Genomic DNA, 25,989 nt, shown 5'->3' on the forward strand with positions numbered 1-25,989 from the left:
TGCCAGAACCCCGCCGTTCCGCGACCCGTTGCGCGATGGAATCGGCGTATGAACTCCACCGTCACCGTCGGATCGACCCCGCTCACACCGTCGGACGTCGTCGCCGTCGCGCGGCACGACGCTCGCGTCGTGGTCGCGGCCGAAGCGCTGCGCCGCGTCGCCGCCACCCGCTCGCTGATCGAAGGACTCGCCGACGACCCGCAGCCGCACTACGGCATCTCGACCGGTTTCGGTGCCCTCGCGACCACGTTCATCGCCGACGACCGTCGCGCGCAGCTGCAGGCGAGCCTCATCCGCTCGCACGCCGCCGGGACCGGTGCCGAGGTGGAGCGCGAGGTGGTGCGCGCGCTCATGCTGCTGCGGCTGCAGACCCTCGCGACCGGGCGGACCGGCGTGCGCCCCATCGTCGTCGAGACCTACGCGGCGCTCCTGAACGCCGGCATCACCCCGATCGTGCGCGAGTACGGCTCGCTCGGCTGCTCGGGAGATCTCGCGCCGCTGTCGCACGTCGCGCTCGCCGTCATGGGCGAGGGAGAGGTGCGCGACGCCGGTGGCAACACCATGGCCGCCGCCGACGCGCTCGCCGCCGCCGGGATCGCACCGGTCGCGTTCCGCGAGAAAGAGGGGCTCGCCCTCATCAACGGCACCGACGGCATGCTCGGGATGCTGTTGCTCGCCCTGCACGACATCGGCATGCTGCTGACGACGGCCGATGTCGCCGCCGCGATCTCGGTCGAGTCGCAGCTGGGCACCGACGCGGTGTTCGCCGCCGACCTCATGGCTCTGCGCCCGCAGCACGGGCAGGCCGCCTCGGCGGCCAACCTGCGGGCCTTCCTCGCCGGCTCGCCGATCGTCGCGAGCCACCGGGGGCCGGAGTGCACGCGCGTGCAGGACGCGTACTCGTTGCGCTGTGCGCCCCAGGTGCACGGAGCCGCCCGCGACACCGTCGCGCACGCGGCTCTCGTCGCCGAGCGCGAGCTCGCATCCGCGGTCGACAACCCCGTCGTCACCCTCGACGGCCGGGTCGAGTCGAACGGCAACTTCCACGGCGCCCCCGTGGCGTACGTCTTGGACTTCCTCGCCATCGCGGTCGCGGATGTGGCATCCATGTCGGAACGACGCACCGATCGTGCCCTCGATCCGGCGCGCAGTCAGGGGCTGTCGCCGTTCCTCGCCGACGAGGTGGGGGTCGACAGCGGCCTGATGATCGCGCAGTACGCCGCCGCGGGAATCGTGTCGGAGCTGAAGCGTCTCGCCGTGCCCGCCTCGGTCGACTCGATCCCTTCGAGCGCGATGCAGGAGGACCACGTCTCGATGGGGTGGGCCGGTGCCCGCAAGCTCCGTCGCGCGGTCGACGGACTCGCCCGTGTGCTGGCGATCGAGGTGCTGACCGGATGCCGTGCCCTCGACCTGCGCGCCCCGCTCCAGCCCGCGGCGGTCACCGGCGCCGTGCGCGACCTGGTGCGCACACGGGTCGCGGGACCGGGACACGACCGCTTCGTCTCACCCGAGATGGAGGCCGTCGCCGCCCTCGTCGCCTCGGGGGCCGTCGCGGACGTCGCGCTCGCGCGGGTGGGATAGCGCGGAGCCCGCACCCGCCTTCGGTCAGGGGGTGAGCAACTCGTACTCGTCGGCGGGGAGGGCGTCGACGTCGTCCCACGTGCCGTCGTGCCAGGTGAAGATCGCGACGGCGCACGTGATCATGCGTTCGTCGCGGTCCGCCAGGCGCGACACGAGGGCGCTCATCCCGGGATCGTGGGCGACGACCATCACCTCGTCGGCGCCCGCGGCGCGGGCCGCGGCGAGGATCGTCACCGGCGCGGCGAGGTACAGTTCGGGCCGTTCGACAACCTCCGTCCCGAAGGCTCGCCCGAACGCCTCGGCCGTCTGCCGGGCCCGCAGCGCCGTGCTCGAGAGCAGGACGGTGGGTCGTGTGCCTCGACGCAGGACGCGCCGGGCCATGAGCGGGGCCTCGCGTCGTCCCCGGTCATTCAACGGGCGATCATGGTCGTCGAGGTCGTCGTCGGCCCAGTCCGATTTCGCGTGTCGCGCCAAGATGAGTTGGATCATCGTGGTTCCGCCGTCTCCGTGATGAGGTCGAACTCGCGGGGAGGGCGAGTGGGGGGAAGAGGGTATGCCGCGGCGCTCACACCGCCACGTACACCCAGGCGCGGGAGCCGCTCGCCAGAACGACCGAGACGCGCCGGTACAGGGAGACCTCGTACTCGTCGGCCGCGTCGAGCTCGTCGGCGGTGAGCAGCAGCACACGACCGAAGACGCGATCGTGCGAGTCGCCCGTGAATCGCAGGATCGGGTGCTGGTCGAGACCGGAGAGCTGCGCGACGCGCTCGTCGCCGATATCGGTCCACTCGAGGCGGTAGCCGACGAGAGCATCCGGCATGCCGTCGAGACGCCGGCCGAACGTGTCCAGCTGCACCTCGGGTGCTTGCAGGGTCCCGTAGGTGAAGAGGGATTGCGCCGCCGAACTCTCGCTCACGCGCCCAGGCTACTCAGGGCCACGCCCGCACGGGCGTCGACGCGGAGACAGATTGCGCCAGCGGGTGTGCGTTGTGCGCACAACGGCGGGGGAGGACGCGATCACGAACCCCACGCCAGGTGGGCCACGGTGAAGATCGCCAGTCCGGCGAGCGCGCCGACGATCGTGCCGTTGAGACGGATGTACTGCAGATCGCGTCCGACCATGAGCTCGATCTTCTCGGTCGTCTCGTCGGCATCCCACCGCTCGACGGTGTCGGTGATGATCGACGCGATGTCGTGGCGGTAGCGTCCGACGACGAAGACGGCGGCATCGGTGACCCAGCTGTCGACGCGCTTCTGCAGCTTCGCATCGCTCTGCAGACGTGTGCCCACTTCTGCGAGCGCGGCCGACGCGCGCCGGCGCAGAGCGCTGTCGGGGTCGGCGAGGGAGCGCAGGAGCCCGGTCTTGGCGGTGTTCCACGCGTCGGCGGCGAGCTGGCGCACGCGGGGGCTGTCGAAGACGGCCGCCTTCGCCTCTTCGAGGCGCACCATGGTCGCGGGGTCGTGCTGCAGGTTGTCGGCGAGACGGCCCAGGTAGCCGTCGATGGCGCCTCGAGCCTGGTGGCGGGGATCGGCGCGCACGGCGTCGACGAACTGCACGGCCTCGCGGTACACCGTGTCGTCGACGAGTCGTGTCGCCATGCTCGGCACCCACGCCGGCAGGCGGCGTGAGACGAGACCGTCGAACACCTCGCGATTGTTGCCGAGCCAGACGGCGATGTTGTCGAGCGCCAGATCGACCGCCCCGTGATGGGCGCCCGACCCGACGACGCGTTCCAGCCACCCGCCGAGAGACGGGCCCCAGTCGGGGGAGAGCAGATGCTCGCGGGCGAGGTCTTCGATCAGCGTCTGCACGTCGTCGTCGCTCAGGGCGGTGAGCACGCTCGTGGCGAGGGTCGCTCCCTCGGCGGCCAGGCGATCGGCGTGCGCGGGTTCGGCCAGCCACGCGCCCGCGCGGGCGGCGAGCGGCGTCGACTCGAGCTTGGTGCGCACGACGTCGCCCTCGAGGAAGTTCGTCTCGACGAACTCCCCGAGCTGCTTGCCGATCTCGTCTTTGCGGCGGGGGATGATCGCCGTGTGCGGGATGGGGAGCCCGAGCGGATGGCGGAAGAGCGCGGTCACTGCGAACCAGTCGGCGAGGGCGCCGACCATGCCGCCTTCCGCGGCGGCGCGGACGTATTGCAGCCACTCGACCTCGCGTTGCAACGCGAAGGAGACCGCGAAGACGATCGCCATCGCCAGCAGGGCGCCCAGGGCGACGCCTTTCATCACGCGCAGGGCGCGGCGGCGTTCCCGGTCGGTCGGACTCAGGAGAGTCGTGGGTGTGCGGGCCATCACGCCGTCACCGGGCCGAGCCAGGCCGACGCGGCCGTCGCGTGCGCCGATTCGGGGTCGGAGGGGTGGAACATGCCGGCGATGACGTCGCGGTAGAGACGACTGAGCTCGTGTCGCGAGAAGTAGGCCGAGCCTCCTGCGACCAGGAGGGCGTCGTCGACCACCGCCTTCGCCGACGTGACCGCGCGGTGCTTGATCCCGGCCAGCAGCGAGAACCACCGCGCACCGTGATCGACGAGGTCGTCGACGTCGCGCGCGAGGGCGGCGAGCTGCGGCGGCAGGGCCTCGTAGGCCAGCGCCATGTCGGCCACGCGCCACCGGATGTCGGGATCGTTCGCGTACGTGGTGCCGGTCTTCTTCGATCGTCGGGAGGTCGCGGCCTCGACCGCGAGGTCGAGCGCGCGGCGGGCGATGCCGGTGTACACCGACGCCAACAGGATCTCGAAGACGGCGAAGATGCCGAACACGAGCGGGTCGGGCTGGGGCCCCGGGTCGATGCGCCGCACGATGCGATCCGCCCCGGCGTGGGCGCCGTGCAGTTCGGTGGTGCGACTCTGCGTGCCGCGCATGCCGAGGGTGTCCCAATCGTCGCGGCTGACGACGGCGTCGTCGCGCTCGAGGAAGGCGAAGACCATCTTCGGCGCGTCGGGCGAGGTGGTGTCGAGTCCGTGCACGCCCAGGTGGTCCCAGGCCGGTGAGAGCGAGGTGAAGATCTTCGTGCCCGTGAACGCGTACCCGCCTCGGCCGTCGGGGCAGGCGTCGGTGTCGCTGCCGAACAGCACGAGGTCGTTGCCGGCCTCGCTGATGCCGAACGCGAACACCTCGCCCGCGGCGGCGCCGCGCTGCACGAACTCGAGGTCGTCGATGCCGCGGTCGCGCAGCACCTTGGCGACGCCTGTCCACACGAGGTGCATGTTGACGGCGAGGGCGGTCGCGGGCGCGGCTCCCGCGAGCCGCTGCTGCAGCACCGAGACCTCGGCGAGGTTGAGACCGGCGCCACCCAGATCGGTGGGGACGAGGATGCCGAGGTACCCGGCCGCGCGCAGCTCATCGAGATCGTCGTGCGGGAACGTGTTCTCGCGGTCGTGCACCGCCGCCCGCTCGCGGATGCGCGCCAGCAGGTCGTCGGGCAGGTATCGAGCCGGATCGAACGAGGTCATGGCATCCATTCTGCTCGGGGCGGCCGACATCGCGGGCGGGGATGGCGTCGGCGCCGGAAATCGGCCCGGCCTCGGCGCGCGCGACGGCCCCAGAATGGAGCCATGATCTCGACCGAGACGGCTCTGGCCCTGCGCGAGGCGGGCCTGGTGTGGCATCCGCGCTCCGGCGATCGTTTCCAGCTCGACGAACCCGAGTTCGACGCCGACGTGTTCACGGTCAGCGAGATGACCGTCGAGCCCCGCGACGAACCGACCGGGCGCATCCTCGCCTTCAACGGCACGACCGAATGGGCGCTGGACTCCGTCGCGACCGAGGACGCGCTCTGGCTGCCGTCGGAGTCGCAGTTGCGCGAGCTGCTGCGGGCGACCTTCCGGTCGTTGCGCCGGCTGTCGGACACCTACGAGGTCGAGATCTCGATCGCCGGCGCCACCCTCGTCTTCGACCACCCCGAGCCGGCCGACGCCTACGCGCTCGCCGTGCTGGAGCTGCTGCGCCGCACGCACTGACGCCCGAGCGGTGAGCCGAAGGGATGCCGGGGATCCGGCATCCCGTTCAGGTGATCGTCTCGACGGGCTCGGTGTCGGGGATGGGGCTGGAGTCGCGGTGGCGCAGGTCGGGGAAGCCGCGCACGAACGTCGCCGCGACGATGAAACCGGCCACGGCGAACGCGGCAGCGGCGATGTACGCGCCCTGCGCGCCGATGCCGTCGACCAGGAAGCCCGCCACGGCGGAGCCCGCGGCCGCGCCGATGAGCTGGCCGGTGCTGATCCAGCCGTACGCCTCGGCCGTCTCGCTGAAGCGGACGCTCGCCGAGGTCATCGCGAACATCACCGCCAGTGCCGGGGCGATGCCGGCGCCGGCGACCAGCAGCGTCGCGCCCAGCCACCAGGCGTTCAGCGACACGATCGTGAGCGACAGACCGATCGCCACGATCGCCAGGCGTCGGGCCATGGCCCACGGGCCGATGGGGAGGTGTCCGAACGACAGCCCGCCGGCGAGGCTGCCGACGGCGAAGACCGCGAGGATGAGGCCCGCCTCGAGGCCGCCGTGGTCGAAGGTGGACACGACCCCGGCCTCGACGGCGGCGCACGCCCCGATGAGAAGGAACCCGGTCGCGGTGGCGAGGATCACCGGTGGCTTGGTGAGCACGCGGCCGAGGCCGCGGCGGCTGCGCGGGATGCGCACGCGCCCGACCTCGGGACTGAGGATGAACCATGCCCCGCCGCCCAGCAGGATGACGACGACGAGCAGCAGGCCGGGCACGGTGCCGACCTGCGTGGCGACCAGGGTGATGAGCACGGGAGCGAGCACCCAGATGATCTCTTGCAGCGATGCGTCGAGCGAGTACAGGGGTGTGAGCTGCTTCGAGTTGACCATCTTGGGGTAGATGGTGCGCACGGCCGACTGGATGGGCGGGGTGGAGAGACCGGCCACGAGACCCAGGGCCATGTAGAGGGGGAGCGGCATCTCGACCAGGGCGAGCGCGGCGATCGCCGTAGCGCAGGCCAGCAGCGTCACGGTCAGGACCCGGCGCATGCCCCAGATGCCCATCCACCGGCTCGTGACCGGGCCGGCCACGGCCTGACCGATGCTGGTGGCGGCGAGAACCAAGCCCGCGGCGCCGTAGGAGCCGGTCACGTGCTCGATGTGCAGCAGCACGGCGAGGCTCGTCATGCCGTTGGGGAAGCGCGCCGTCAACTGTGCGGCGATGATGCGACCCACGCCGGGGGTCTGGAGGAGTTCGCGGTAGCCGGCCACGGCTCCACGCTATCTCTCCCCTCCGACATGGCGGATCGGATGCCGGGACGGATGCCGCGGGCGGCGAGGCGCGACACGCCGCGACACGCCGGGGGAGGTTGTCCACGCCCTGTGCGATGTCGGAACCCCCGTCTAGCGTCCGATCTGTGGACAGATGCCGGACGGGCTCGTCGGAACCGCGGAATCGCGGGGCTCGCGAGGCCCGAGCGATCGGGGAGGGCTGTGGATGAAATCGTGGACAACCTGTGTTGTACATGGGGAGAGACGGTGGAAAATGACACTCGTGTAACTACTACCCCTTGTGGTGACTCCCGATGTCGGCACCCATATGTAGTATTGAGGTCCCGGCGAGCACTGCTTGCCCGGGCGATGATTTTTCAGGGGAAGAGAGAGAACATGGCGATCACGGTCTACACCAAGCCGTCCTGCGTCCAGTGCACCGCGACCTACCGTGCGCTCGACTCGAAGGGCATCGAATACAACGTGCTCGACCTGTCGGAAGACCCGTCGGCGCTCGAGCAGGTCAAGTCGCTCGGCTACCTGCAGGCGCCCGTCGTCATCACCGACGAGGACCACTGGTCGGGCTTCCGCCCCGACAAGATCGACGAGCTCGCGTCGCGTCTCGCCTGATCCGACGACAGGCTCACAGACCCCCGTCATGAGCGCTGTCATGTCGGCGACCGAGGCCCCGCTGCTGGTCTACTTCTCGAGCGTGTCCGGCAACACCGCGCGTTTCATCGAGAAGCTCGGCAAACGGGCCGTCCGCATTCCGGTGCGACCGACCGACCCGCCCCTCCACGTCGACGAACCCTTCGTGCTGGTCACCCCCACCTATGGCGGGGGTGCCGGCCGGGGTGTCGAGAAGGGTGCCGTCCCCAAGCAGGTCATCCGGTTCCTCAACGAGGAACGGAACCGACGCAACATCCGCGGAGTGATCTCCGCGGGCAACACGAATTTCGGCGATGCCTTCTGCCTCGCCGGAGACATCATCAGCCGCAAGTGCGCCGTGCCGCACCTGTACCGGCTGGAAGTATTCGGCACGCCCGACGACGTCGCGCGGGTCACCGAGGGATTGGAACGATGGTGGAAGTTGAGCTGACCGACGTGGACTTCAAGACCGAAGCGCGTTTCGAGGGCCTGGATTACCACGCCCTGAACGCGATGCTGAATCTGTACGACGCCGACGGCAAGATCCAGTTCGACGCCGACAAGCGGGCCGCGCGGGAGTACTTCCTGCAGCACGTCAACCAGAACACGGTGTTCTTCCACTCGCTCAAGGAGCGCCTCGACTACCTCGTCGAGAAGGAGTACTACGAGCCCACCGTGCTCGAGAAGTACTCGATGGAGTTCATCCAGGAGCTCAATGACCGCGCGTACGGCGCGAAGTTCCGCTTCGAGACCTTCCTCGGCGCGTTCAAGTACTACACGAGCTACACGCTGAAGACCTTCGACGGCAAGCGCTACCTCGAGCGCTTCGAGGACCGCGTCGTCATGACCGCCCTCGCCCTGGCCGACGGCGACCCGCGCCTCGCGGTGCAGCTCGTCGACGAGATCATCTCGGGCCGCTTCCAGCCCGCGACCCCGACGTTCCTCAACGCGGGCAAGGCCCAGCGCGGCGAGCTCGTCTCGTGCTTCCTGCTGCGCATCGAAGACAACATGGAATCGATCGCCCGCGGCATCAACTCCGCGTTGCAGCTGTCGAAGCGCGGCGGCGGCGTGGCCCTGCTGCTGTCGAACATCCGCGAGTCGGGTGCGCCGATCAAGCAGATCGAGAACCAGTCCTCGGGCATCATCCCCGTCATGAAGCTCCTCGAAGACAGCTTCAGCTACGCCAACCAGCTCGGCGCCCGTCAGGGTGCCGGTGCGGTGTACCTCAACGCCCACCACCCCGACATCCTGCGCTTCCTCGACACCAAGCGCGAGAACGCCGACGAGAAGATCCGTATCAAGACGCTGTCGCTGGGTGTCGTCATCCCCGACATCACGTTCGAGCTCGCCAAGAACGGCGAAGACATGTACCTCTTCTCGCCGTACGACGTCGAGAAGGTCTACGGCAAGCCGTTCGGCGACATCTCGGTCACCGAGAAGTACCGCGAGATGGTCGACGACCCGCGCATCAAGAAGACGAAGATCAACGCGCGCGAGTTCTTCCAGACCCTCGCCGAGATCCAGTTCGAGTCGGGCTACCCGTACATCATGTTCGAAGACACGGTCAACAAGGCGAACCCCATCGCCGGCCGCATCAACATGTCGAACCTGTGCTCGGAGATCCTCCAGGTCAACACGCCGACGACGTACAACGAAGACCTCTCGTACGCCGAGATCGGCAAAGACATCAGCTGCAACCTCGGCTCGATGAACATCGCCCTGGCGATGGACGGCGGCGACCTGGGCCTCACGGTCGAGACCGCGATCCGCGCCCTCACCGCGGTGAGCGACCAGAGCCACATCGCCTCGGTCCGCTCGATCGAAGACGGTAACGACCGCTCGCACGCCATCGGCCTCGGCCAGATGAACCTGCACGGCTACCTCGCACGCGAGCACGTGCACTACGGCTCCGAAGAGGGCATCGACTTCACGAACATCTACTTCTACACGGTGCTCTTCCACGCCCTCCGGGCCTCGAACCGCCTCGCGATCGAGCGCGGCGTGGCCTTCGACGGCTTCGAGAACTCCACCTACGCGTCGGGGGCGTTCTTCGACAAGTACACCGAGCAGGTGTGGGCCCCGCAGACCGAGAAGACGAAGGAGCTGTTCGCCGGCATCCAGATCCCCACGCAGGACGACTGGCGCGAGCTGAAGTCCTCGGTGCAGGCCCACGGCATCTACAACCAGAACCTGCAGGCCGTGCCCCCGACCGGCTCGATCTCGTACATCAACAACTCGACGAGCTCGATCCACCCGATCGCGTCGAAGATCGAGATCCGCAAGGAAGGCAAGCTCGGCCGCGTCTACTACCCGGCTCCGTTCATGACGAACGAGAACCTGGAGTACTACCAGGACGCGTACGAGATCGGCTACGAGAAGGTCATCGACACGTACGCCGCCGCCACGCAGCACGTCGACCAGGGTCTGTCGCTCACGCTGTTCTTCAAGGACACCGTCACCACGCGCGACATCAACAAAGCCCAGATCTACGCGTGGAAGAAGGGCATCAAGACCATCTACTACATTCGCCTCCGTCAGCTGGCGCTCGAGGGCACCGACATGACCGAGTGCGTCTCGTGCATGCTTTGATCCGCTGATCCCGACGATTCCGACAAAGGACACTCATGGCTGAGAAGCTGCAGCTGCTGAATCACGTGCAGGCCATCAACTGGAACCGCATCCAAGACGACAAAGACCTCGAGGTCTGGAACCGTCTGGTGAACAACTTCTGGCTCCCCGAGAAGGTGCCGCTGTCCAACGACATCCAGTCGTGGAACACGCTCACCCCCGAGGAGCAGACGCTCACGATGCGCGTGTTCACGGGGCTCACGCTCCTCGACACGATCCAGGGCACGGTCGGGGCGGTCTCGCTCATCCCCGACGCGATCACCCCGCACGAGGAAGCCGTCTACACGAACATCGCGTTCATGGAGTCGGTGCACGCCAAGAGCTACTCGTCGATCTTCTCGACGCTGTGCTCGACGAAGGAGATCGACGAGGCGTTCCGCTGGTCGACCGAGAACGAGTTCCTTCAGAAGAAGGCACGCATCGTCATGGACTACTACCGAGGTGATGACCCGCTCAAGCGCAAGGTCGCCTCGACGCTGCTGGAATCGTTCCTGTTCTACTCAGGCTTCTACCTGCCGATGCACTGGTCGAGCCGTGCCAAGCTCACCAACACGGCCGACCTCATTCGGCTCATCATCCGCGACGAGGCCGTGCACGGGTACTACATCGGCTACAAGTTCCAGCGCGGTCTCGAAACGGTCGATGAGGCGCGTCGCCAGGACATCAAGGACTACACGTTCTCGTTGCTGTACGAACTGTACGACAACGAGGTGGGCTACACCCAGAGCCTGTACGACTCGGTCGGCCTGAGCGAAGACGTCAAGAAGTTCCTGCACTACAACGCCAACAAGGCGCTGATGAACCTCGGCTACGAGGCGATGTTCCCGTCGTCGGTGACGAACGTGAACCCGGCGATCCTGTCGGCCCTGTCGCCCAACGCCGACGAGAACCACGACTTCTTCAGCGGGTCGGGTTCGTCGTACGTCATCGGCAAGGCCGAGGCGACGGAAGACGACGACTGGGACTTCTGAACCGGACTACCGCCGCACGACGCGAACGGTGCGGCGGTAGGAGCCCCCGCTTGATCGACCCGAAAGATCGATCAAGCGGGGGCTTCTTCTTGTCCCCGGTCCATCTGTCGCAGCGACACCAGGAAGGTCGTCCACCACGCGACCGCCTGCAGCGCCCCGCCGATGACGGCCGCGAGGACCGCACCGAAAGCGCCGCCCTGCCACGCGCCGTAGACGACCGCGGCGATGATGACCGGCGCCGTGGACCACCGCAGAATCAGGCTCCTGCGCGCCAACTGCAGGGCACGCAGACCGGATGTGGCGCCGTACGACACGTTCGACGCGAGCAGCTGAAGGATCAGCACGGGCAGGAGCGCCGCTCCGACGTCCCACGATGCGCCCAGCGCCGCCTCTCCCACCGAGGCGGGAATCGTCAGCACGACGGCGCCATAGGCGAGGGTCGCGCCCGAGAGGATCGCAGAGACCATCACGGAGCGATTCCGCAGCCGGTCGAATCTCCCACTCCGGGCAAGGCGCGACAGAGCGGGCAGCGCGACCACCGCGAACCCCATGGTGAAGATGCTGAGGGGGCCGAGGACGACCTGGCCACCACGTATCGCTCCCGACGCGGTCAAGCCGGCGAAGATCACGCTGAAGAAGACGACGCTCTGCTGGACTCCCGAGATCGCGAGGTACTCGGCGGCGAACCGGCCGGACAGGTCGCGATTCTCGCGCAACCACCGCACCCCGGTCAGCGGTCCGGGCAGCGATCCCTGCGAGATGACGACGAACGCGAGAGCGCACGCGCTCCCCACGACCCATGACAAGACGATCGTGGGCGCAGACCAGAGCTCGACGCTCCACAGGACGACGAGCAGCGCACCCTGGGAGCCGATCCAGATGGCATCGATGGCGAACGCCCGTGACGGCCTGCTGCGGGCGAACTCCGTGTACCGGGCGGCATCCACGAGCATGAGCACGGGGAATCCGACCGCCATGAGAGCCAGGGTCGTCCAGAACGCCGGGATCACCAGGGCGAGCGCACCCACGGCGACGGCACCGGCGAGACCGATCACCCACCCCGACGCGATCGCGGCGGATGCTCCGCCACGGGAGTCGTCGTCGCTGAAGCGGATGAGGGTGGGCTCCCCGGTGACGGCCCGAGACAGTCCCAGACCGAGCTGATAGATCGCGAACGCCAGAGCGAACGCGCCGAACTCGGCCTCCCCGGCGGATCGGGCGACGAGCACGGAGAGGAAGAGGTTCGACAGACTCGAAAGCGCCTGATCCGCGGACGACCAGAACAGTCTGGTCATCCGCGACGAGCCCGGCGTCACCGGATGAGGGAGTGCACGAACTCGGCCGGTGACGATGCTCCCGCGCGAACGTGCTCCAGCCGGTCGTCGTCGACAGTCGCTCCGATCGCGTCGGCTCCCACTCGCTCGCCCCACGCGCCGTCCACCTGCTCGATGGGCGTGACGAACGCGGTGGCCCCCAGACTGCCGAAGAGGTCGATCGTCTTGGTCTCGTACGCGATCGCCACGACCGGCGTCGCGGCGAGGAGGCTGAGGATGGCGAAGTGCATTCTCGTGGCGACCACCAGGTCGGCGGATCGGATCATCTCGAAGAGCTCCGCCGGGGTGTGGAACCGCTCATCGATCGTCACGGGAAGACCGTCGAAGATGCGACGTGCCGTCGCCGCGTCGTCCACCGCGTAGCCCGGGACGCCCTGGCATGTCGAAAGAGCGACGCAGTTCCACCCCGCCGCGGTGAGCGTCTCGGCGACCGTGCGCATGCCCGCTTCGTATTCCCCGAAGTCCAGGGAGCCGCCTTCGACCCCCTGCCCCCAGTTCCGGACGGAGAGGTACGCCGTCCGCGATCGGTTGGCGGGGCGTTCCCGGCGCTCGAGCGTCATACCGAACACCGTATCGGGGAGGACGGCGTGCACGGCGGGGAGGGGCGCGACCCGCTCCCAGGCTTGCCGGGAACGGTCGTCCCGGAAATAGACGGCGTCGACGTGCGGAGCGAGCCGGCGCAGCGCGCGTGCTGCGGCGGCATCGACGAACGGCCCCATGGACTGCGTCCACAAGACGATGGGTTTGCCCATGGCGCGAGCCACCAGGAGTTCCCGGACACGGTGGCCGAAGCGATAGTGATCGACGAGGTAGGTGCCGCCGCTGCTCACCACGACGTCGGCTTCACTGATCACCCGCAGGGCCTTCGAGAACTCCGAGTTTCTCACCGGCCCCTGGAGGGCGAACGTGCGCAGAGCCGACGAGCGGATCAGGAGTTCCAGAGCCGCGCCCCGCAGGAAGTTCGAGAGACGGCGGATCGGCATGGGCCGCGAGGCCGACCTCGACATCTGCTGCTCGATGTTCCATTCCGGGTACAGGTCGATGGTCGTCGGTGCCGCCCCGTCCAGGGCCGTGACTTCGATGTCGTCGGAAGCGCGGGCGGAGCACGCCTCGACGATCGACTGATAGATGGCGGCATCGCCGGCGTTGCTCAGGACGGTGTTGGTGACTGCGATTTTCACGAGCGCCTCTCCGGGGGTGTGACTGCCGAGGCTCGAGGGCCGCGGAGCAGTGTCGGTCTCTGCCTCGCGCACGCGCACGAGGCAGCGTGACGCGAAGCCGCAACGTTCCGCGACGAGCTCAGGTGAGTCGTTGCAGAGCGGCGCGAATCGGTGCAGCGTAGGAGGCCCGGGTGACGCGCGGGCATACGGCGATCAACGATCAGGGGTCGCGGCGGTGTCGTCGACCGATCGGCGGGGCGAGACCCCTTACAGCGGAACGGACTCCACCACGCGCTCCGCAACGTCGGCCCGCCGGCCGGCTCCACCGATCCGCCGCAGACGCCCACGAAGGCCTCGGCTCCCGCCGCCGTGCGAGCTCGGGCGCAGCCCCGCCGCCGCGACGGCGAGCACCGAGGTCACGATCAGCGCGAACGCGGGCGCGACAGTGGTCCAGGGGGCGCGTTCGACGTAGTCGATCCCCTCCGACAGCAGCAGGCCCCACTCCGGTTGCGGCGGTTGCGCGCCGAGACCGAGGAAGCCCAGTGCCGCGAGGGCGAGCGCCACCCCGGGCAGGCGCAGCATGCCGTGCCGCAGGAGCGGGGGCAGGGCGGCGGGAACGACGTGCCGCAGCCAGATCTCCCCCCGCGGCACGCCGGCCACCGGCATCCATTTCACGTGCGGTGCCGCCCATGCCTCGTCGATCAACGCCGCGGCATGCGTCGTGAGCGGCGGCCAGGTGACCCAGAGCACGGCCAGTGCCGCGCCTCCCACCGAGGGACCCATCAGCGCGGCGACGATGACGCCGGCGAGGATCGGCGGGGTGGCGTTGGCGATCTCCGCCGGTCCACGGGCGATCTCACCGGCCACCGCGAGGAGCAGGGCGATCACGATCGCGATCGCCACGATGCCGAGAGAGGGCAGGAGCGTGCCGAGCGTGCCGTGCGCGACGCGGGCGAGAAGGTCGCGTCCGCTCGCGTCCGCTCCGAACGGCAGCGCGAGACTCGGCGGGCTCAGGCGCGGGTGCGACAGCGCGTAGGGGTTCCGAGGCAGCCCGGTCACGAAGATGAGCCCCAGGATGCCGATCGACACGGCGACCGTGATCCGGGCGGCACGTGCGTCTGCGCGGACTTCCGGCGGGGGAGGGAGCGCGCCCGCCGGAAGCTTTCCGCCGCGCAGCGCGCGACGCGCGAGCCCCGCGAGCAGGCCCACGGCGACCGCGGCGACCGCCATGAGCAGCACGCCCGCCTGGAGGGCAGGGAGGTCCTGCGCGTTCGCCGCGCCGAGCAGGTAGCGTCCGAGGCCCGGGATCGCGAAGACCTGTTCGACGGCGACCGCGCCGCCGAGCAGGCCGATCGTCACGAGGCCGGCCTGATCGACGACCGCCGCGCCCGCGCGACGCAACACTCCCGCGATCAGCACGCGGCCCGGTGCTCCGGCGAGCCGCCAGAGCTCGACCCATCGCTCCTCCGCCACACCGGTCACCGCGTCTGCGAGGAGCCGCCCGAGTAGACCGCCGGCCGGGATGCCGAGGGCGAGAGCGGGCAGCACCGCGGTGTCGAGCCCACTCCAGCCGTACGGCGGGAACCACCGCAGCTGCACCGCCACGACGACCAGCAGCGCGCTGGCCAGGAGGAACTCCGGTAGCGCGGTCAGCGCGACACCGACCGGCCCCGACCCGCGCGGCGGGCGGTCGCGCAGCACGCGCCGCAGCGCGGGAACGACGAGGGCGACGGCGATGACGACCGCGACGATCATCGCGAAGGCCGTCAGCGTCATCGAGACCCCCAGCGCATGCCAGACGCCCGGGCCGATCTCGCCGCCGCTCACCCACGACCGCCCCAGATCGCCTCGCAGCACGTGACTCCACCACCGCAGGCTCGTGGCGACGGGGCCGCCGTCGAGTCCCAGCTCCGCGCGGATGGCATCCAGGGCCTCGGGGGTGGGCTCGAGCTCGGCGTATCGCGCGCGCAGGATGGACGCGGCGGGATCGCGCTGCGACAGCCAGGGCAGAGCCCCGGCCACCACGAGCAGCGCGATCCCGCTGATCACGCGCGAGAGCAATCCGGCGACGTGACTGTGGCGCATGCCTCAGTCCGCGAGGTGGGTCTTCGCCGTGACCAGCAGGCGCTCGCGCGGGTCGCGCGCCGCATCGACGACGGTGGCCGACTCGCCCTGGATCACGCGCTCGTGCAGCAGCGGCACCGCGGCATCCGTCGCGAGCACCCGAGCTTCGGCCGCCATCGTCGCGCGCTGGCGATCGGTTCCGGCATCGGTCTTCGCGGCCGCCGAGATGGCGTCATCGACCGCGGGCACGCACAGCTGCGAGATCGAGAAGCCGCCCGTGCAGGTGAAGTCCGAGGCGAGGTAGGCGACGGGGTCGCCCGAGTCGAGGACGGTGGCGCGCGACAGGATGAACGCGTCGAACTTGCCGTCGAGGGCATCGGCCTCGATGAACTGGTATTCGCGCACGTCTTGCTGCACCACGAACCCCGCGGCCTCGAGCTGTTGCTCGAGGATCACCGCCACCTCGGGCAGCTCGGCGCGGTCGGTGAAGGTTCCGAGCGTGATCGGGATGCCGGACACCGCCGCCGGGGCCGGACGCGCCGCCAGCACCTCGGTGTAGCCCGGTTCGCTGCGGTACGCGGCAGCCCAGGGGAGAGCGGGACCGAGCAGGCCCGCGGCGATGTCGGCGCGTCCCTCGTACACCGACGACACGATGGCGGCGCGGTCGATGGCCGCGCGGGCGGCCGCGCGGACCGCGGGGTCGGCGAACGGGCCGCTCTCGGCGTTCAGGTACAGCGTGTTGGTGCGCGGCATCGCCACCTCGTGCAGAAGCTCGTCGTCGACGGTGGCGGCCTGACCGGCCGGGACGGCCTCGACGATGTCGGCATCGCCGGTGCGCAGCGCCGCGGCCCGTGCGGTGCCGTCGGGCACGAAGCGCACGTCGATTCCCGCGGCGAGAGCCGTGTCGCCCCAGTAGCCGTCGTATCGATCGAGGGTGGCGCCGACGATGCCGTCGACCGCGGTCAGTTCGAACGGACCGGTGCCGGTGCCGACCGGGCTGACGCCGGTGTCGGAGTACGCGTCGTCGTCGAGGATCGCCAACTGCGGGCTCGACAGGCGGTTGGGCAGCAGCGGGTCGGCGACGGCGGTCGTGACGACGACGGCGTCGCCGTCGGCGGTGACCGTCATGTCGACGCCGTTGAGGATGCGCGGTCGGGGGCTCGCGTCGATGGCGTGCTGCAGGGAGTTCACGACGGACGCGGCGGTGAGCGCGTCGCCGTTGTGGAACGTCACGCCGGAGCGGACCTCGAATCTCCAGGTCGTGTCGTCGACCCGTTCCCATCCGGTCGCGAGCGCCGGTTCGGGCGTGCCGTCGGGGTCGAGGACCACGAGTGTCTCGGCCGTTGACCAGCGCGACAGCTTGAACGCATCGTCGCTCAGGGGGCTCAGGCCCGAGCGCGGTGGCTGGAGCATCGCCACCGAGATGCGCTCGTCGCCGGGCGTCGCGGCGCCCGTGGAGACGCCGGATGAGAAGCACCCGCTCAGCAGGGGGAGCGCGGCGGGCACCAGGGCGAGGGCGAGCAGGCGGCGGCGGGCGTGTCGGGATGCCGTCATGGATTTTCCTTTCGAGGGAGGGAAGGGGCGCCGTCGAACGGCGCGGCGTCAGGCCGCTGCGGGAGCGGTGAGCGTGAGGGTGCGATCGCAGCGCGAGGCGACGGCGGGATCGTGCGTGACGAGCAGGAGTGCGAGTCCCGTGGAGCGGGCCAGCTCGACGAGGGCGCGCGAGACGTCTGCGGCGCGGCGGGGGTCGAGGGCGCTCGTGGGTTCGTCGGCCACGAGCACGACGGGGTCGACGGCGAGGGCGCGCGCGATCGCGGCGCGTTGCGCCTGCCCGCCCGACACCTCGGCGGGTCGGCGAGCGAGAAGGCCGTGATCGAGCGAGGCGAGGTCGCAGGCTCGATGAATCGCTCGGTCCACGCTCGCCCGGTCGGTCATGCCGGTGAGCCGGTGCACCGCGTCGGCCATGGATCGGCGCAGTGTCCAGCCCGGGACGAAGGCCGCCGCGGCGTCTTGCGCGACCCCCTGGACGAGGTGGCGATGCTCTCGCCCCGCCGTGTGCCGGGGACTGCACCACGCGGTGCCGTCGACGCTCACCGTTCCCGTGCGCGGTCGCCGCAGCGCCAGCACGATCTCGGCGAGTGTCGATTTGCCCGCGCCCGAGCGACCCACCACCGCGAGCGACTCGCCCGAGCGGATCGCGAGGTCGGTGGGGGTGAGGATGGTCCGGGTCGATCGTCCGCGACCGTGTGCGGCGCTCACCCCGGCCACGGTCAGCGCGGCGGGCATCACGACGGCTGCCGATCGAGCACGATGCCGGCCTCGACCCGCACCCGCGTCGCGCCCAGCGCGACCGCGACCTGCGGGTCGTGCGTGGACAGCACCAGGGCCTGCGTCGGCGCGAGGACGCGTGCCAGCACACCGAGGATCAGGTCGCGGGTCTCGTGGTCGAGGGCGCTGGTGGGTTCGTCGGCGATGACGATCGGCGCTTCCGACAGCACGGCGAGCGCGATCGCCGCCCGTTGCGCCTGTCCTCCCGAGAGTTCGGCCGGCCGGCGGGCCCCGATCCGCGCCGCGTCGAGGCCCACCGCAGCGAGGACTTCTCGCGTCTTCTCGCGGGACGAGCGGGTGACGCCGCTCAACTGCCGCTCGATCGGCACGAGCGGGTGCAGCGCATCGAGGCCGCGCTGGGGGATGGTGGCGATGCGGCCCGGGTGACCGAGACGGCGGCCGGTCTCGGTCAATCCGGCGGGGAGGCGGCCGGCGAGCACGCGCAGCAGCAGCGTCTTGCCGGCGCCGGAGGGGCCTGTCACGGCGAGACGATCTCCCGCGTGCACCGAGAGCTCGTCGACGCGCAGGAGCTCTCGTCCGTCGTGGCGGCGCACGACGATCCCGAACAGCCCCACGATCGGTTCGGTGGCGGGAGCGGAGAGAAGGCGAGCGGGAGATCGCGGGGGGAGCGCGGTGTGCATACTGATAATCATTCTCATACAGAATTCCGCACCAACCCAAATCCGCGCGCGCTCTCGGCGTCATCGCGTCTCGTCACGCGAGCGGCCACAGGCCCCCAGGTGAGGGACCGGGGGACTCAGTCCGGCCACTCCCGGTTCTCGAGGCGCCCGAACAGCACCTCGACCGCCGAGCCCTCCATGCCCCGCACCCATCGCTGCGTGCGGGAGTCGCCCGACGACACCGTGCGGCCGCGCTCGCCGCGCTCGAGTCGCACCTCGATGCGCGCGCTCTGCACCGACACCCCGCGCAGCACGCCCGCCGCGATCATGGCCGCAAGCGGATCGTGCAGGGCGCAGCGACGATCGGGGAACACCCGGCCGGCGTAGAAGTCGAGGTACTGCGGCAGCATGCGCGCCAAGGCGCGCGGCACGGCTCCCCGGATCGCCTCGAGGCGCACCAGGTCGGCGGCGTCCAGGGTCTGCGTCATCGTGACATCGAGGGGCACGACGGTGGTGTCCCACGGCTGCGCGAACACGACGGCCGCGGCCTCGGGATCGTTGTGAATGTTGGCCTCGGCCCAGGCGGTGACATTGCCCGAGTGGGCGAAGGCTCCTCCCATCACCACGAGCCGATCGAGCGATGCGACCCCGGGCGTCTCGGCGTACGCGGCGAGGTTCGTGAGGGGGCCGAGGGCCAGGACGGTGAGATCGGGATGCCGGGATGCCAGGTGGTCGATGAGGTCGACGGCGGCACGGGCGTCGTGCGTGCGGGCGACCGGGGTCAGCCCGATCCCGCCCACGCCGTCGTCGCCGTGCACGTGCGCAGCGCCACCGGCGTACGCCCGTTCGCGGAAGTCGTGCGCGCCGACCGCGACCGGGATGTCGTGGATGCCGGCCAGCTCGAGCAGCGAGAGGGTGTTCGCGGCGGCGCGGGCGGCATCCGTGTTCCCGGAGACCGTCGTGATGCCGACGACCTCGACCGCGGGCTCGGCCCACAGATAGGCGAGGGCGAGGGCGTCGTCGATGCCGGTGTCGCAATCGACGAGGATCGGCCGCCGGTTCATGCCGGAACCCCGTACGCATCGAGCGGCGAAAGCGCCGGCTGTGAGGCGGCGTCGGCGACCGCAGCCGCCCCCACAGCGCACGCGCGCGACAGGGCGAGAGCCGGCTCGTCGCCGCGCAGCAGGCCCGTCACGACAGCGGCGCAGAACGCGTCACCGGCGCCGACGGTGTTGCGCACTTCGGTCGCGACTGCGGGAGCGGATGCCACGAGCTCACCCCGGCGATACAGTCGGGCGCCTGCGGCACCGAGCGTGACGCACAAGAGCGCCGCGTCGTGCACTTCGGGCAGCTGTGCGTACTCGGTCTCGTTCACGATCACCAGGTCGCACCGCTCGAGCACGCCCGTGGGCAGCGGGCGGGCGGGGGCGGCGTTGAGGGCGAGGAAGCCCGCTGCGGACGCCGCGGCCGAGACCACGGCATCCGACACCTCCAGCTGCACCAGCACGGCGGCGCCGGCGGCGATGCCGAGGGCGGCGGGATCGATGGCCGCGTTCGCTCCGGCGCAGACGACGATCGAGTTCTCGCCCGTCGCGTCGACGACGATCAGGGCGGTGCCCGTGGCCGCGTCGGCGGTCTGCACGCCGGTCGCGTCGACGCCGATGCCGGCGAGCTGCGCACGGATACCGCGGCCGTCGGGATCGTCGCCCACGGCGCCGACCAGTCGCACCCGGGCACCCAGTCGGGCCGCCGCGACGGCTTGATTGGCGCCCTTTCCGCCGGGGCCGCGCTGCAGCACCCCGTCGGCGACGGTCTCGCCCGCCGCGGGGGCACGTTCGACGCGCGCGGTGAGGTCGACGTTGATCGCGCCGACGACGGTGAGCGAGGGAACGGGGGCCACGATCATCCACCCTGGCACGCTTCGTCCCACCGTCGAGGTGCGACACGTTGCGGGGATGCTCGCGAGGGGCCGGCTCCTCCGCGACGATGGCTTCATGACCGCGGAACTTCGTGACGACCACCTCGCGAGCGGCGACGCCGCGCGCCGGGAGACCCCCTCGTTCGACGAGGCGCTGCGCGCGGTGGCGGAGGCCCTGGATGCCATGGGGCACGGCGACCCGCTCCCGTTCGCGGCCCTGTGGACGACGACCGACGACGCCACCCTGATGGGCGGATTCGGCACCCGTGCCACCACGGCCGCCGACGTGCGGGCGACGCTGGAGGTCGTGGCGCGTCGTTTCGCCGGGGGAGCGCTGGTGCCGGAGTACGACCGCGTGCTCGTCGGTGACGGCTGGGCGCTCACGGCGGGACGCGAACGCGGCGTGCTGTCGGTGGACGGTGCGGCCGCCGCACCTTTCGTCGTGCGCGTCACGCACGTGTGGCGGCACGAGCCGGGCGGATGGCGGATCGTGCACCGCCACGGCGATCACACCCTCACCTTGTCGTGAGCTCGGGGCGCGTCAGGCCGAGCGACGGCGCAGCGCTGCCGACACGATCGCCACGATCGTTCCGACCGCCACGCCGATGACCGTCTCGACCACCCGGTCACGCAGCAGCAGCTCGGTGCCTACGGGTGACGCCAGCGACACCATGAGCAGTGCCAGCGGTGTGACGAAGATCATGGCGATGCCGTAGTTGCGGCCGACGTACAGCTCCGCCCCGGCCTGCAGCGCGACCGCCACCACGATCACGAGCCACGGGGGCAGATGCAGCACGAGCAGTCCCGCCGCGATGAGCACACCCAGGAGCGTTCCGACGAGGCGTTGGACCCCGCGGATGAGGCGGGCGCTCACGTGGGCCCCGCCGACGGCGGCGACCGCGCCGACCATGGCCCAGTACCAGTGCGTGCCGACCAGGAGCACGCCGGCGATCCCCGCCAGCAGCGTGGCGACGCCGACGGTGACGGTCATCTCCCACGCCACGGCGCCGATGCGCGGCCGCGGACGGGCGGGACGATTCCAGGGGCGTCGCCGCACGAGGGCGATCCCCGCCGTGATCAGCAGGCTCCACACGACGCTCGCGCCACCGATCAGCAGCACGGTCGCGAACGATCCGGCGGTAGCGGGGAAGCTCGCGGTGGCACCCGCGGCGAACACCGCGAACAGTGCGCCGGGCGGATGCCAACGGTCCCGGTAGGCGAAGAGGGTGACGCCCGCGGCGAGAGCGGCGACGACCACGACACGGGCGAACACCGGGACCGACGACACCGACACAGCGGTGCCCACGAGCATCGCCGCCAGCAGCACGCCCCCGGCTGTCGCCTGCATCCGCAGGCGTGCTCGCGGCCCGTCGGCGCGTCCGTAGAGGGCGGCGAAGGCGCCGAAGCTGGCGTACACGGCGATGTCGAGCCGACCGAGCAGCAGCAGGATCAGCAGCGGCACGCCGACGCTGATCACGGCCCGAAGGGCCACGCGATGATCGCCCTGTCGTGGCCCCACGCGGACGACGCCGGTCCACACGCGCCCCCGGGATTCCGCCACCCGTCCAGCCTACGCGCAGGGGCCGCGGCGACTCGCGCCGGACACCGCCGCTGCTTTCGCGTTGGAGTTCCGCCCCCTCGCTCGGGGAGGAGGACCACCCGCTCGAGCGGGCGACGCACGTCGTTCGACGTCGAACGATGAAGGGATGCCTCGACACGCGGTTCCGTAGGGTGGAAAGCCCCGATTCCGCGAGGAGAGACGTGTTCCGCACGCCCCTGACCCTGTTCCGCACGCTCGCGATCGCCGAGGCGGTGTCGTGGACGGTCCTCATCGTCGGTCTCGTCGTGCGCGCGAGTACCGACCTGTCGGTCGCGGTCTCGATCGGTGGAGCCATCCACGGCTTCGTCTTCCTCGCGTACGGCGCGACGGCCGTGCTCGTCGCCCTCAACCAGCGGTGGGGAGCGGGACCGACCGCAGCGGCGATCGTCAGTGCCGTCATCCCGTACGCCAGCATCCCGGTCGAGATCTGGCTCCAGCGCAGCGCACGCCTGCGTGGCGCATGGCGGGTCGACGACAGCGGCGACCCGCGCGATCGGCGTGCGTTCGACCGTGTCCTGCGATTCTTCCTGCGGCGCCCCTGGGCGCTCGCCGGCGTCGTCGTGGTCGTGGTCGTGGTGGTGTTCGCGGCGTTGCTGACCCTGGGCCCTCCGGGCGGCAAGGGCTGACGGAGACCCGGGTGCGGGCGCGACGGAAACGGACCCGGCCCGGGAACGCTCCCTCAGCGTACGAAGATGCGGGCCAGCGCGGGCGTGACGGTGCAGGTCGTGCTGAACGTCTCGACGGTGCCGGAGAGCGCGACCTGCGCGCGCCCCGAGCCCACGAAGCGCACCACCTCGTCACGGGAGAGCCGACCGGCCGCGGAGTTTGCGACGTGGCGGACCTCTCCGGCCAGCCGGCCCATGATGGTGAGGTCGAGATCCACACCCGTGATCGGCCCCGTGCGCGAGGCGGCCCGCCATCCCACCGCCACGAGCCCGCCGCCGCGGCCCGTCACCGTGAGCGTGATCTCGCCGCCCAGCAGAGCCACGCCGACGAGGGCGGTGGTCGCGGGGCGCCGGCGCACGGCTGCTCCTTTCGGATGCCGAGAATCTACGCTCCGGGCGCGCGCCGCGCACTCATCGTTTCGTCGACACCGTGACCGTGAACTTGCGGTCCCGCGCCACCTGACGGGTAGGTCCGACGATCCGTTCGAGAGCGGGGCGGTACCGCAGGGCGGAGTTCCACACCGTCCACAGCTCGCCACCCGGCCGCAGGACGCGCGCGGCATCGGCGAACATGCGCGGAGCGAGCCGCTCGTCGATGGCGGCACCCGCGTGGAACGGCGGATTCAGCGCGATGAACGACGAACGGGCACCCGGTTGCGACGAGAGCACGTCGTCGCGCACCACCTCGACGCGGTCGGCCACCCCGTTCGCCTCCGCGGTCGCGCGCGCGGAGGCCACCGCGACCGCGGACTGATCGCTCGCCCGCACGCGAAGGGCCGGATGCCGCAGGGCCAGTGTCGCGGCCACGACGCCGGTGCCGCAGGCGAGGTCGACGGCGTCGCCACCGGCGGGCTCGGGCAGGTGCGCGAGGAGCAGGCGGGTGCCGATGTCGATCGAGGCCCCCGCGAAGGCTCCGCCGAAGGCCCGCACCTCGATGCCGTCGACGCGAGCGCTCGCCGGCTGCGGCTCGGCGCCGTCGTGGGGGCCTCGGGCGACCAGGACGCGGGACTTCTGCCGCGCGCGCGTCACGTCGACGCGATCGAAACGCTCGCGCAGCACGTCGTTCATCGTCACGCTCATGTGCTTGATACGGCCCCCGGCGAAGACCACGGCGTCGGGGTGCGCGTGCAGGGCGATGAGCCCGGCGATATCGCCGAGCGCCGCCAACGAGCGGGGCAGGCGCAGCAGCACGACGCGCGCACCCGCCAGCAGGTCGGCGCCGAGATCGTGCGACGTCGAGGCGTCGGCCAGGCCGGCATCGACCGCGTTCGCCTCCAGCGCCCGTTCCCTCAGCAGCTCGTCTTGATGCACCCGGATGCCGCGCGCTCCGGCAGCGGCGGCGCCCAGGGTGAGGGCGCCGTAGGCGTCGCCGATGACGACCAGCTCCCCGTCGCCGACACGGGCGCGAGCCGCGGCCGATTCGTCGAGGATCAGCCGATCGGCGGCGTCGACGGCGACGAGGTCGGGTCCCTCGACGTCGGGTCGGCGGCGAAGGGCGGCGAACGAGAAAGGCACCCGGCTACGCTACCCGGCCCTCTCACGGCAACCGCCCGTGCTCCGCCGAGTGCGGCTGTGCGGGGCTCTGTCAGGACCGGCGGTTGGCCGAGGCTGCGGCGGCGGCGAGATCGGCGAGGACCGGGGGAACGTCGTCTGAGGGCACCACCGCCTGCACGAGCGTGAGCCCCGTCGCCGTGCGCGCGGTCGCGAGGGCGTCGCTCAGGGCGCCGACGGTGTCGACGCGCACGCCTGTGCTCGTGCCGGTCGGGTCCATCGCCGCCAGCAGAGCGGTCCAGTCCCACGTGGCGATGTCGTTGTACTGCTCGTGCAGCCCGTGGATGACGCGTTCGACGGTGTAGCCGGCGTTGTCGACGACCACGATGACGGCCGGGATGCCGTGTCGCACGAGCGTGCCGAGCTCGGCGATGGTCAGCTGGGCGGCGCCATCGCCGATGAGCAGCACCGGCCGCCGTTCCGGCCGGGCGAGGGCAGCCCCGAGGATCGCGGGCAGGGTGAAGCCGATGGCGGCCCAGAGCGGCTGACCGCCGAAGACCACGCCGTGCGGGAGTCGCTCGCCGGCCATGCCGTAGAACGAGGTGCCCTGATCGGCGAGCACGGTGTCGCCGTCGCGCAGGAACGCGGCCACTTCGTGCCACAGCGCCGACTGGCTCAGGGGCGTGCCGGCCTCCAGCGGTTCGCGGGGGATGGGTGCGGAGGGCGTGACGTCGAGGCGGAAGCGATCCCGGTGCGTCTCGAGCACCGCGGCGACGGCATCGAGCGCGTCGCTCATCGCGAGGGGGCGGAAGTCGTCGTCGCCGATGCGGGCGTGCTCGCCCCGGATGTCGACCGTTCGGGCCGGATCGATGTGCTGCGAGAAGAAGCCGCTGGTCAGATCGGTGAACTGCACGCCGGCCATCACCAGCAGGTCGGCGTTCTCGATGCCCTCGCGCACGCCCGGGGCGCTCGCGGCGCCGAGGTAGGACCCGAGGTAGCCGGGCGCCGTCTCATCGACGACGCGGCGTCCCCACAGCAGCGATGCGTGGGGCAGGCCGTGCGCGAGCACATGGTGCAGGGCGCTCTCGGCTCCGAGACGCGCCACGAGGATGTCGGCCAGCACTGCGGCGGAGTCGGCGACCTCGAGCCGCGCGGCGATGGCGTCTCGAAAGCGGGCGAGCACACCCGGGTCGGTGACCACATCGGCCGCGGGGAGCGGGGCGGCGGGAGGCTCGGCGGGAGCCTCGCTCACATCGGCGGGAATGAGCAGATACCCGGGGAGGCGCCGGTGGCGCACCACGGTGAGCACGCGGTCGATCTGGACCGTGGCATCCGTCGCCGACAGCACCTCCTGCGCGGCCGTGACCTCAGCCGTCATGCGGGCGAAGTGGCCGAAGTCGCCGTCGCCCAGGGAGTGGTGGCTGGCGCGGCCGGCCGCCTGCACCGCAGTGGTCGGCGCGCCGACCACGTGCAGCACGGGGACGTGCTCGGCGTAGCTGCCCGCGACGGCGCTGATGGCCGAGAGCTCGCCGACGCCGAAGGTCGTGCTGAGGGCACCGAGGCCGTGCATGCGGGCATAACCGTCGGCGGCGTAGCCGGCGCCGAGCTCGTTCGCGCATCCGACCCATTCGATCAGCGGATGCCGTTCGACGTGGTCGAGAAAGGCGAGCGTGAAGTCTCCGGGCACGCCGAAGAGATGACGCACGCCCGACTCAGCGAGGCGATCGAGCAGATAATCGGCCACCGTGTAGGTCGACATCGCCGCCTCCG

25 protein-coding genes are annotated in these 25,989 nt (G+C 70.7%); 8 read left to right on the forward strand and 17 right to left on the reverse strand.

Annotated features, from left to right (window positions below):
* The first annotated feature begins 48 nt into the window (after positions 1–48).
* Entirely contained in the window at positions 49–1,581 is a 1,533-nt protein-coding gene (hutH, locus tag QE412_RS00565) for a histidine ammonia-lyase (RefSeq protein WP_307478816.1), read from the forward strand.
* A 24-nt stretch (positions 1,582–1,605) separates the two neighbouring features.
* Here the strand turns inward: hutH and QE412_RS00570 are convergent, their stop codons facing one another.
* The 4 genes from QE412_RS00570 to QE412_RS00585 all read right to left on the reverse strand — a co-directional run bounded on the left by QE412_RS00570 (position 1,606) and on the right by QE412_RS00585 (position 5,033).
* Positions 1,606–2,070, reverse strand: coding sequence for a SixA phosphatase family protein (locus tag QE412_RS00570; RefSeq protein WP_307478818.1), 465 nt, complete (start codon positions 2,068–2,070; stop codon positions 1,606–1,608).
* Between the two features lie 76 nt (positions 2,071–2,146).
* Positions 2,147–2,497, reverse strand: coding sequence for a gamma-glutamylcyclotransferase family protein (locus QE412_RS00575; protein ID WP_307478820.1), 351 nt, complete (start codon positions 2,495–2,497; stop codon positions 2,147–2,149).
* A gap of 101 nt (positions 2,498–2,598) precedes the next feature.
* Positions 2,599–3,873: a DUF445 domain-containing protein gene (locus tag QE412_RS00580; protein ID WP_307478822.1), complete on the reverse strand. Its 1,275-nt coding sequence runs from the start codon at positions 3,871–3,873 to the stop codon at positions 2,599–2,601.
* Positions 3,873–5,033: an acyl-CoA dehydrogenase family protein gene (locus QE412_RS00585; protein ID WP_307478823.1), complete on the reverse strand. Its 1,161-nt coding sequence runs from the start codon at positions 5,031–5,033 to the stop codon at positions 3,873–3,875. The genes QE412_RS00580 and QE412_RS00585 overlap by 1 nt, the downstream gene beginning before the upstream one ends.
* A 102-nt stretch (positions 5,034–5,135) precedes the next feature.
* Here QE412_RS00585 and QE412_RS00590 point away from each other — a divergent pair, with 102 nt between their 5' ends.
* The gene (locus QE412_RS00590) at positions 5,136–5,540 is read left to right on the forward strand and encodes a pilus assembly protein CpaE (protein ID WP_307478826.1); all 405 of its coding nucleotides are present in this window, start codon (positions 5,136–5,138) and stop codon (positions 5,538–5,540) included.
* Positions 5,541–5,586: 46 nt separating this feature from the next.
* Here QE412_RS00590 and QE412_RS00595 read toward each other — a convergent pair whose 3' ends face one another.
* Positions 5,587–6,792: an MFS transporter gene (locus QE412_RS00595; RefSeq protein WP_307478829.1), complete on the reverse strand. Its 1,206-nt coding sequence runs from the start codon at positions 6,790–6,792 to the stop codon at positions 5,587–5,589.
* Between the two features lie 396 nt (positions 6,793–7,188).
* Here QE412_RS00595 and nrdH point away from each other — a divergent pair, with 396 nt between their 5' ends.
* From nrdH to nrdF, 4 genes are read left to right on the forward strand one after another with little or no spacing between them, the layout of a single operon-like run.
* On the forward strand, positions 7,189–7,422 hold the full coding sequence (gene nrdH / locus QE412_RS00600; protein ID WP_055838040.1) for a glutaredoxin-like protein NrdH: 234 nt from the start codon (positions 7,189–7,191) through the stop codon (positions 7,420–7,422).
* A 28-nt stretch (positions 7,423–7,450) separates the two neighbouring features.
* The gene (nrdI, locus tag QE412_RS00605; protein ID WP_307478832.1) at positions 7,451–7,891 is read left to right on the forward strand and encodes a class Ib ribonucleoside-diphosphate reductase assembly flavoprotein NrdI; all 441 of its coding nucleotides are present in this window, start codon (positions 7,451–7,453) and stop codon (positions 7,889–7,891) included.
* The gene (nrdE, locus tag QE412_RS00610; RefSeq protein WP_307478835.1) at positions 7,873–10,029 is read left to right on the forward strand and encodes a class 1b ribonucleoside-diphosphate reductase subunit alpha; all 2,157 of its coding nucleotides are present in this window, start codon (positions 7,873–7,875) and stop codon (positions 10,027–10,029) included. Before nrdI ends, nrdE begins: the two co-directional genes overlap by 19 nt.
* A gap of 35 nt (positions 10,030–10,064) precedes the next feature.
* Entirely contained in the window at positions 10,065–11,039 is a 975-nt protein-coding gene (gene nrdF, locus QE412_RS00615; protein ID WP_307478838.1) for a class 1b ribonucleoside-diphosphate reductase subunit beta, read from the forward strand.
* A gap of 71 nt (positions 11,040–11,110) precedes the next feature.
* Here nrdF and QE412_RS00620 read toward each other — a convergent pair whose 3' ends face one another.
* The 8 genes from QE412_RS00620 to QE412_RS00655 all read right to left on the reverse strand — a co-directional run bounded on the left by QE412_RS00620 (position 11,111) and on the right by QE412_RS00655 (position 20,451).
* On the reverse strand, positions 11,111–12,334 hold the full coding sequence (locus tag QE412_RS00620; protein ID WP_307478841.1) for a hypothetical protein: 1,224 nt from the start codon (positions 12,332–12,334) through the stop codon (positions 11,111–11,113).
* Positions 12,335–12,351: 17 nt separating this feature from the next.
* Positions 12,352–13,554 (reverse strand): polysaccharide pyruvyl transferase family protein, encoded by a 1,203-nt coding sequence (locus QE412_RS00625; protein ID WP_307478844.1) that lies wholly within the window; start codon positions 13,552–13,554, stop codon positions 12,352–12,354.
* A 246-nt stretch (positions 13,555–13,800) separates the two neighbouring features.
* A complete protein-coding gene (locus QE412_RS00630; protein WP_307478847.1) occupies positions 13,801–15,618 on the reverse strand; it encodes an ABC transporter permease subunit in 1,818 nt (605 codons plus the stop codon).
* A 3-nt stretch (positions 15,619–15,621) separates the two neighbouring features.
* Positions 15,622–17,151 (reverse strand): ABC transporter substrate-binding protein, encoded by a 1,530-nt coding sequence (locus tag QE412_RS00635; protein WP_307478849.1) that lies wholly within the window; start codon positions 17,149–17,151, stop codon positions 15,622–15,624.
* Between the two features lie 48 nt (positions 17,152–17,199).
* Entirely contained in the window at positions 17,200–17,856 is a 657-nt protein-coding gene (locus QE412_RS00640) for an ATP-binding cassette domain-containing protein (protein ID WP_307478852.1), read from the reverse strand.
* A 26-nt stretch (positions 17,857–17,882) separates the two neighbouring features.
* Positions 17,883–18,566 carry an ATP-binding cassette domain-containing protein gene (locus tag QE412_RS00645; RefSeq protein ID WP_307478855.1) on the reverse strand — a complete coding sequence of 228 codons (684 nt, stop codon included), beginning with the start codon at positions 18,564–18,566 and terminating at the stop codon, positions 17,883–17,885.
* Between the two features lie 116 nt (positions 18,567–18,682).
* Positions 18,683–19,609: a nucleoside hydrolase gene (locus QE412_RS00650; RefSeq protein WP_307478859.1), complete on the reverse strand. Its 927-nt coding sequence runs from the start codon at positions 19,607–19,609 to the stop codon at positions 18,683–18,685.
* Entirely contained in the window at positions 19,606–20,451 is an 846-nt protein-coding gene (locus QE412_RS00655; protein ID WP_307478862.1) for a PfkB family carbohydrate kinase, read from the reverse strand. The genes QE412_RS00650 and QE412_RS00655 overlap by 4 nt, the downstream gene beginning before the upstream one ends.
* A gap of 88 nt (positions 20,452–20,539) precedes the next feature.
* Between QE412_RS00655 and QE412_RS00660 the strand changes: the two genes are divergently transcribed.
* Positions 20,540–20,992, forward strand: coding sequence for a YybH family protein (locus QE412_RS00660; RefSeq protein ID WP_307478864.1), 453 nt, complete (start codon positions 20,540–20,542; stop codon positions 20,990–20,992).
* A 12-nt stretch (positions 20,993–21,004) separates the two neighbouring features.
* Here the strand turns inward: QE412_RS00660 and QE412_RS00665 are convergent, their stop codons facing one another.
* On the reverse strand, positions 21,005–22,024 hold the full coding sequence (locus QE412_RS00665; RefSeq protein ID WP_307478867.1) for an FUSC family protein: 1,020 nt from the start codon (positions 22,022–22,024) through the stop codon (positions 21,005–21,007).
* 200 nt (positions 22,025–22,224) lie between these two features.
* Here QE412_RS00665 and QE412_RS00670 point away from each other — a divergent pair, with 200 nt between their 5' ends.
* A complete protein-coding gene (locus QE412_RS00670) occupies positions 22,225–22,689 on the forward strand; it encodes a DUF3817 domain-containing protein (protein ID WP_307478869.1) in 465 nt (154 codons plus the stop codon).
* Between the two features lie 53 nt (positions 22,690–22,742).
* Here QE412_RS00670 and QE412_RS00675 read toward each other — a convergent pair whose 3' ends face one another.
* The 3 genes from QE412_RS00675 to QE412_RS00685 all read right to left on the reverse strand — a co-directional run bounded on the left by QE412_RS00675 (position 22,743) and on the right by QE412_RS00685 (position 25,978).
* Entirely contained in the window at positions 22,743–23,087 is a 345-nt protein-coding gene (locus QE412_RS00675; RefSeq protein WP_307478871.1) for a hypothetical protein, read from the reverse strand.
* Between the two features lie 52 nt (positions 23,088–23,139).
* On the reverse strand, positions 23,140–24,243 hold the full coding sequence (locus tag QE412_RS00680; protein ID WP_307478873.1) for a class I SAM-dependent methyltransferase: 1,104 nt from the start codon (positions 24,241–24,243) through the stop codon (positions 23,140–23,142).
* A 70-nt stretch (positions 24,244–24,313) separates the two neighbouring features.
* Entirely contained in the window at positions 24,314–25,978 is a 1,665-nt protein-coding gene (locus QE412_RS00685) for an alpha-keto acid decarboxylase family protein (protein ID WP_307478875.1), read from the reverse strand.
* Positions 25,979–25,989 lie beyond the last annotated feature (11 nt).

It is taken from the genome of Microbacterium trichothecenolyticum, assembly GCF_030818955.1.
Classification (GTDB): Bacteria; Actinomycetota; Actinomycetes; order Actinomycetales; family Microbacteriaceae; genus Microbacterium; species Microbacterium trichothecenolyticum_B.

Excerpts from the sequence above, each read along its gene's own strand:
- hutH (WP_307478816.1), top strand. The coding sequence starts at position 49 with ATGAACTCCACCGTCACCGTCGGATCGACCCCGCTCACACCGTCGGAC.
- QE412_RS00570 (WP_307478818.1), bottom strand. The coding sequence starts at position 2,070 with ATGATCCAACTCATCTTGGCGCGACACGCGAAATCGGACTGGGCCGAC.
- QE412_RS00580 (WP_307478822.1), bottom strand. The coding sequence starts at position 3,873 with ATGGCCCGCACACCCACGACTCTCCTGAGTCCGACCGACCGGGAACGC.
- QE412_RS00585 (WP_307478823.1), bottom strand. The coding sequence starts at position 5,033 with ATGACCTCGTTCGATCCGGCTCGATACCTGCCCGACGACCTGCTGGCG.
- QE412_RS00590 (WP_307478826.1), top strand. The coding sequence starts at position 5,136 with ATGATCTCGACCGAGACGGCTCTGGCCCTGCGCGAGGCGGGCCTGGTG.
- nrdH (WP_055838040.1), top strand. The coding sequence starts at position 7,189 with ATGGCGATCACGGTCTACACCAAGCCGTCCTGCGTCCAGTGCACCGCG.
- nrdI (WP_307478832.1), top strand. The coding sequence starts at position 7,451 with ATGAGCGCTGTCATGTCGGCGACCGAGGCCCCGCTGCTGGTCTACTTC.
- nrdE (WP_307478835.1), top strand. The coding sequence starts at position 7,873 with ATGGTGGAAGTTGAGCTGACCGACGTGGACTTCAAGACCGAAGCGCGT.
- nrdF (WP_307478838.1), top strand. The coding sequence starts at position 10,065 with ATGGCTGAGAAGCTGCAGCTGCTGAATCACGTGCAGGCCATCAACTGG.
- QE412_RS00620 (WP_307478841.1), bottom strand. The coding sequence starts at position 12,334 with ATGACCAGACTGTTCTGGTCGTCCGCGGATCAGGCGCTTTCGAGTCTG.
- QE412_RS00630 (WP_307478847.1), bottom strand. The coding sequence starts at position 15,618 with ATGCGCCACAGTCACGTCGCCGGATTGCTCTCGCGCGTGATCAGCGGG.
- QE412_RS00635 (WP_307478849.1), bottom strand. The coding sequence starts at position 17,151 with ATGACGGCATCCCGACACGCCCGCCGCCGCCTGCTCGCCCTCGCCCTG.
- QE412_RS00645 (WP_307478855.1), bottom strand. The coding sequence starts at position 18,566 with ATGCACACCGCGCTCCCCCCGCGATCTCCCGCTCGCCTTCTCTCCGCT.
- QE412_RS00650 (WP_307478859.1), bottom strand. The coding sequence starts at position 19,609 with ATGAACCGGCGGCCGATCCTCGTCGATTGCGACACCGGCATCGACGAC.
- QE412_RS00655 (WP_307478862.1), bottom strand. The coding sequence starts at position 20,451 with ATGATCGTGGCCCCCGTTCCCTCGCTCACCGTCGTCGGCGCGATCAAC.
- QE412_RS00660 (WP_307478864.1), top strand. The coding sequence starts at position 20,540 with ATGACCGCGGAACTTCGTGACGACCACCTCGCGAGCGGCGACGCCGCG.
- QE412_RS00685 (WP_307478875.1), bottom strand. The coding sequence starts at position 25,978 with ATGTCGACCTACACGGTGGCCGATTATCTGCTCGATCGCCTCGCTGAG.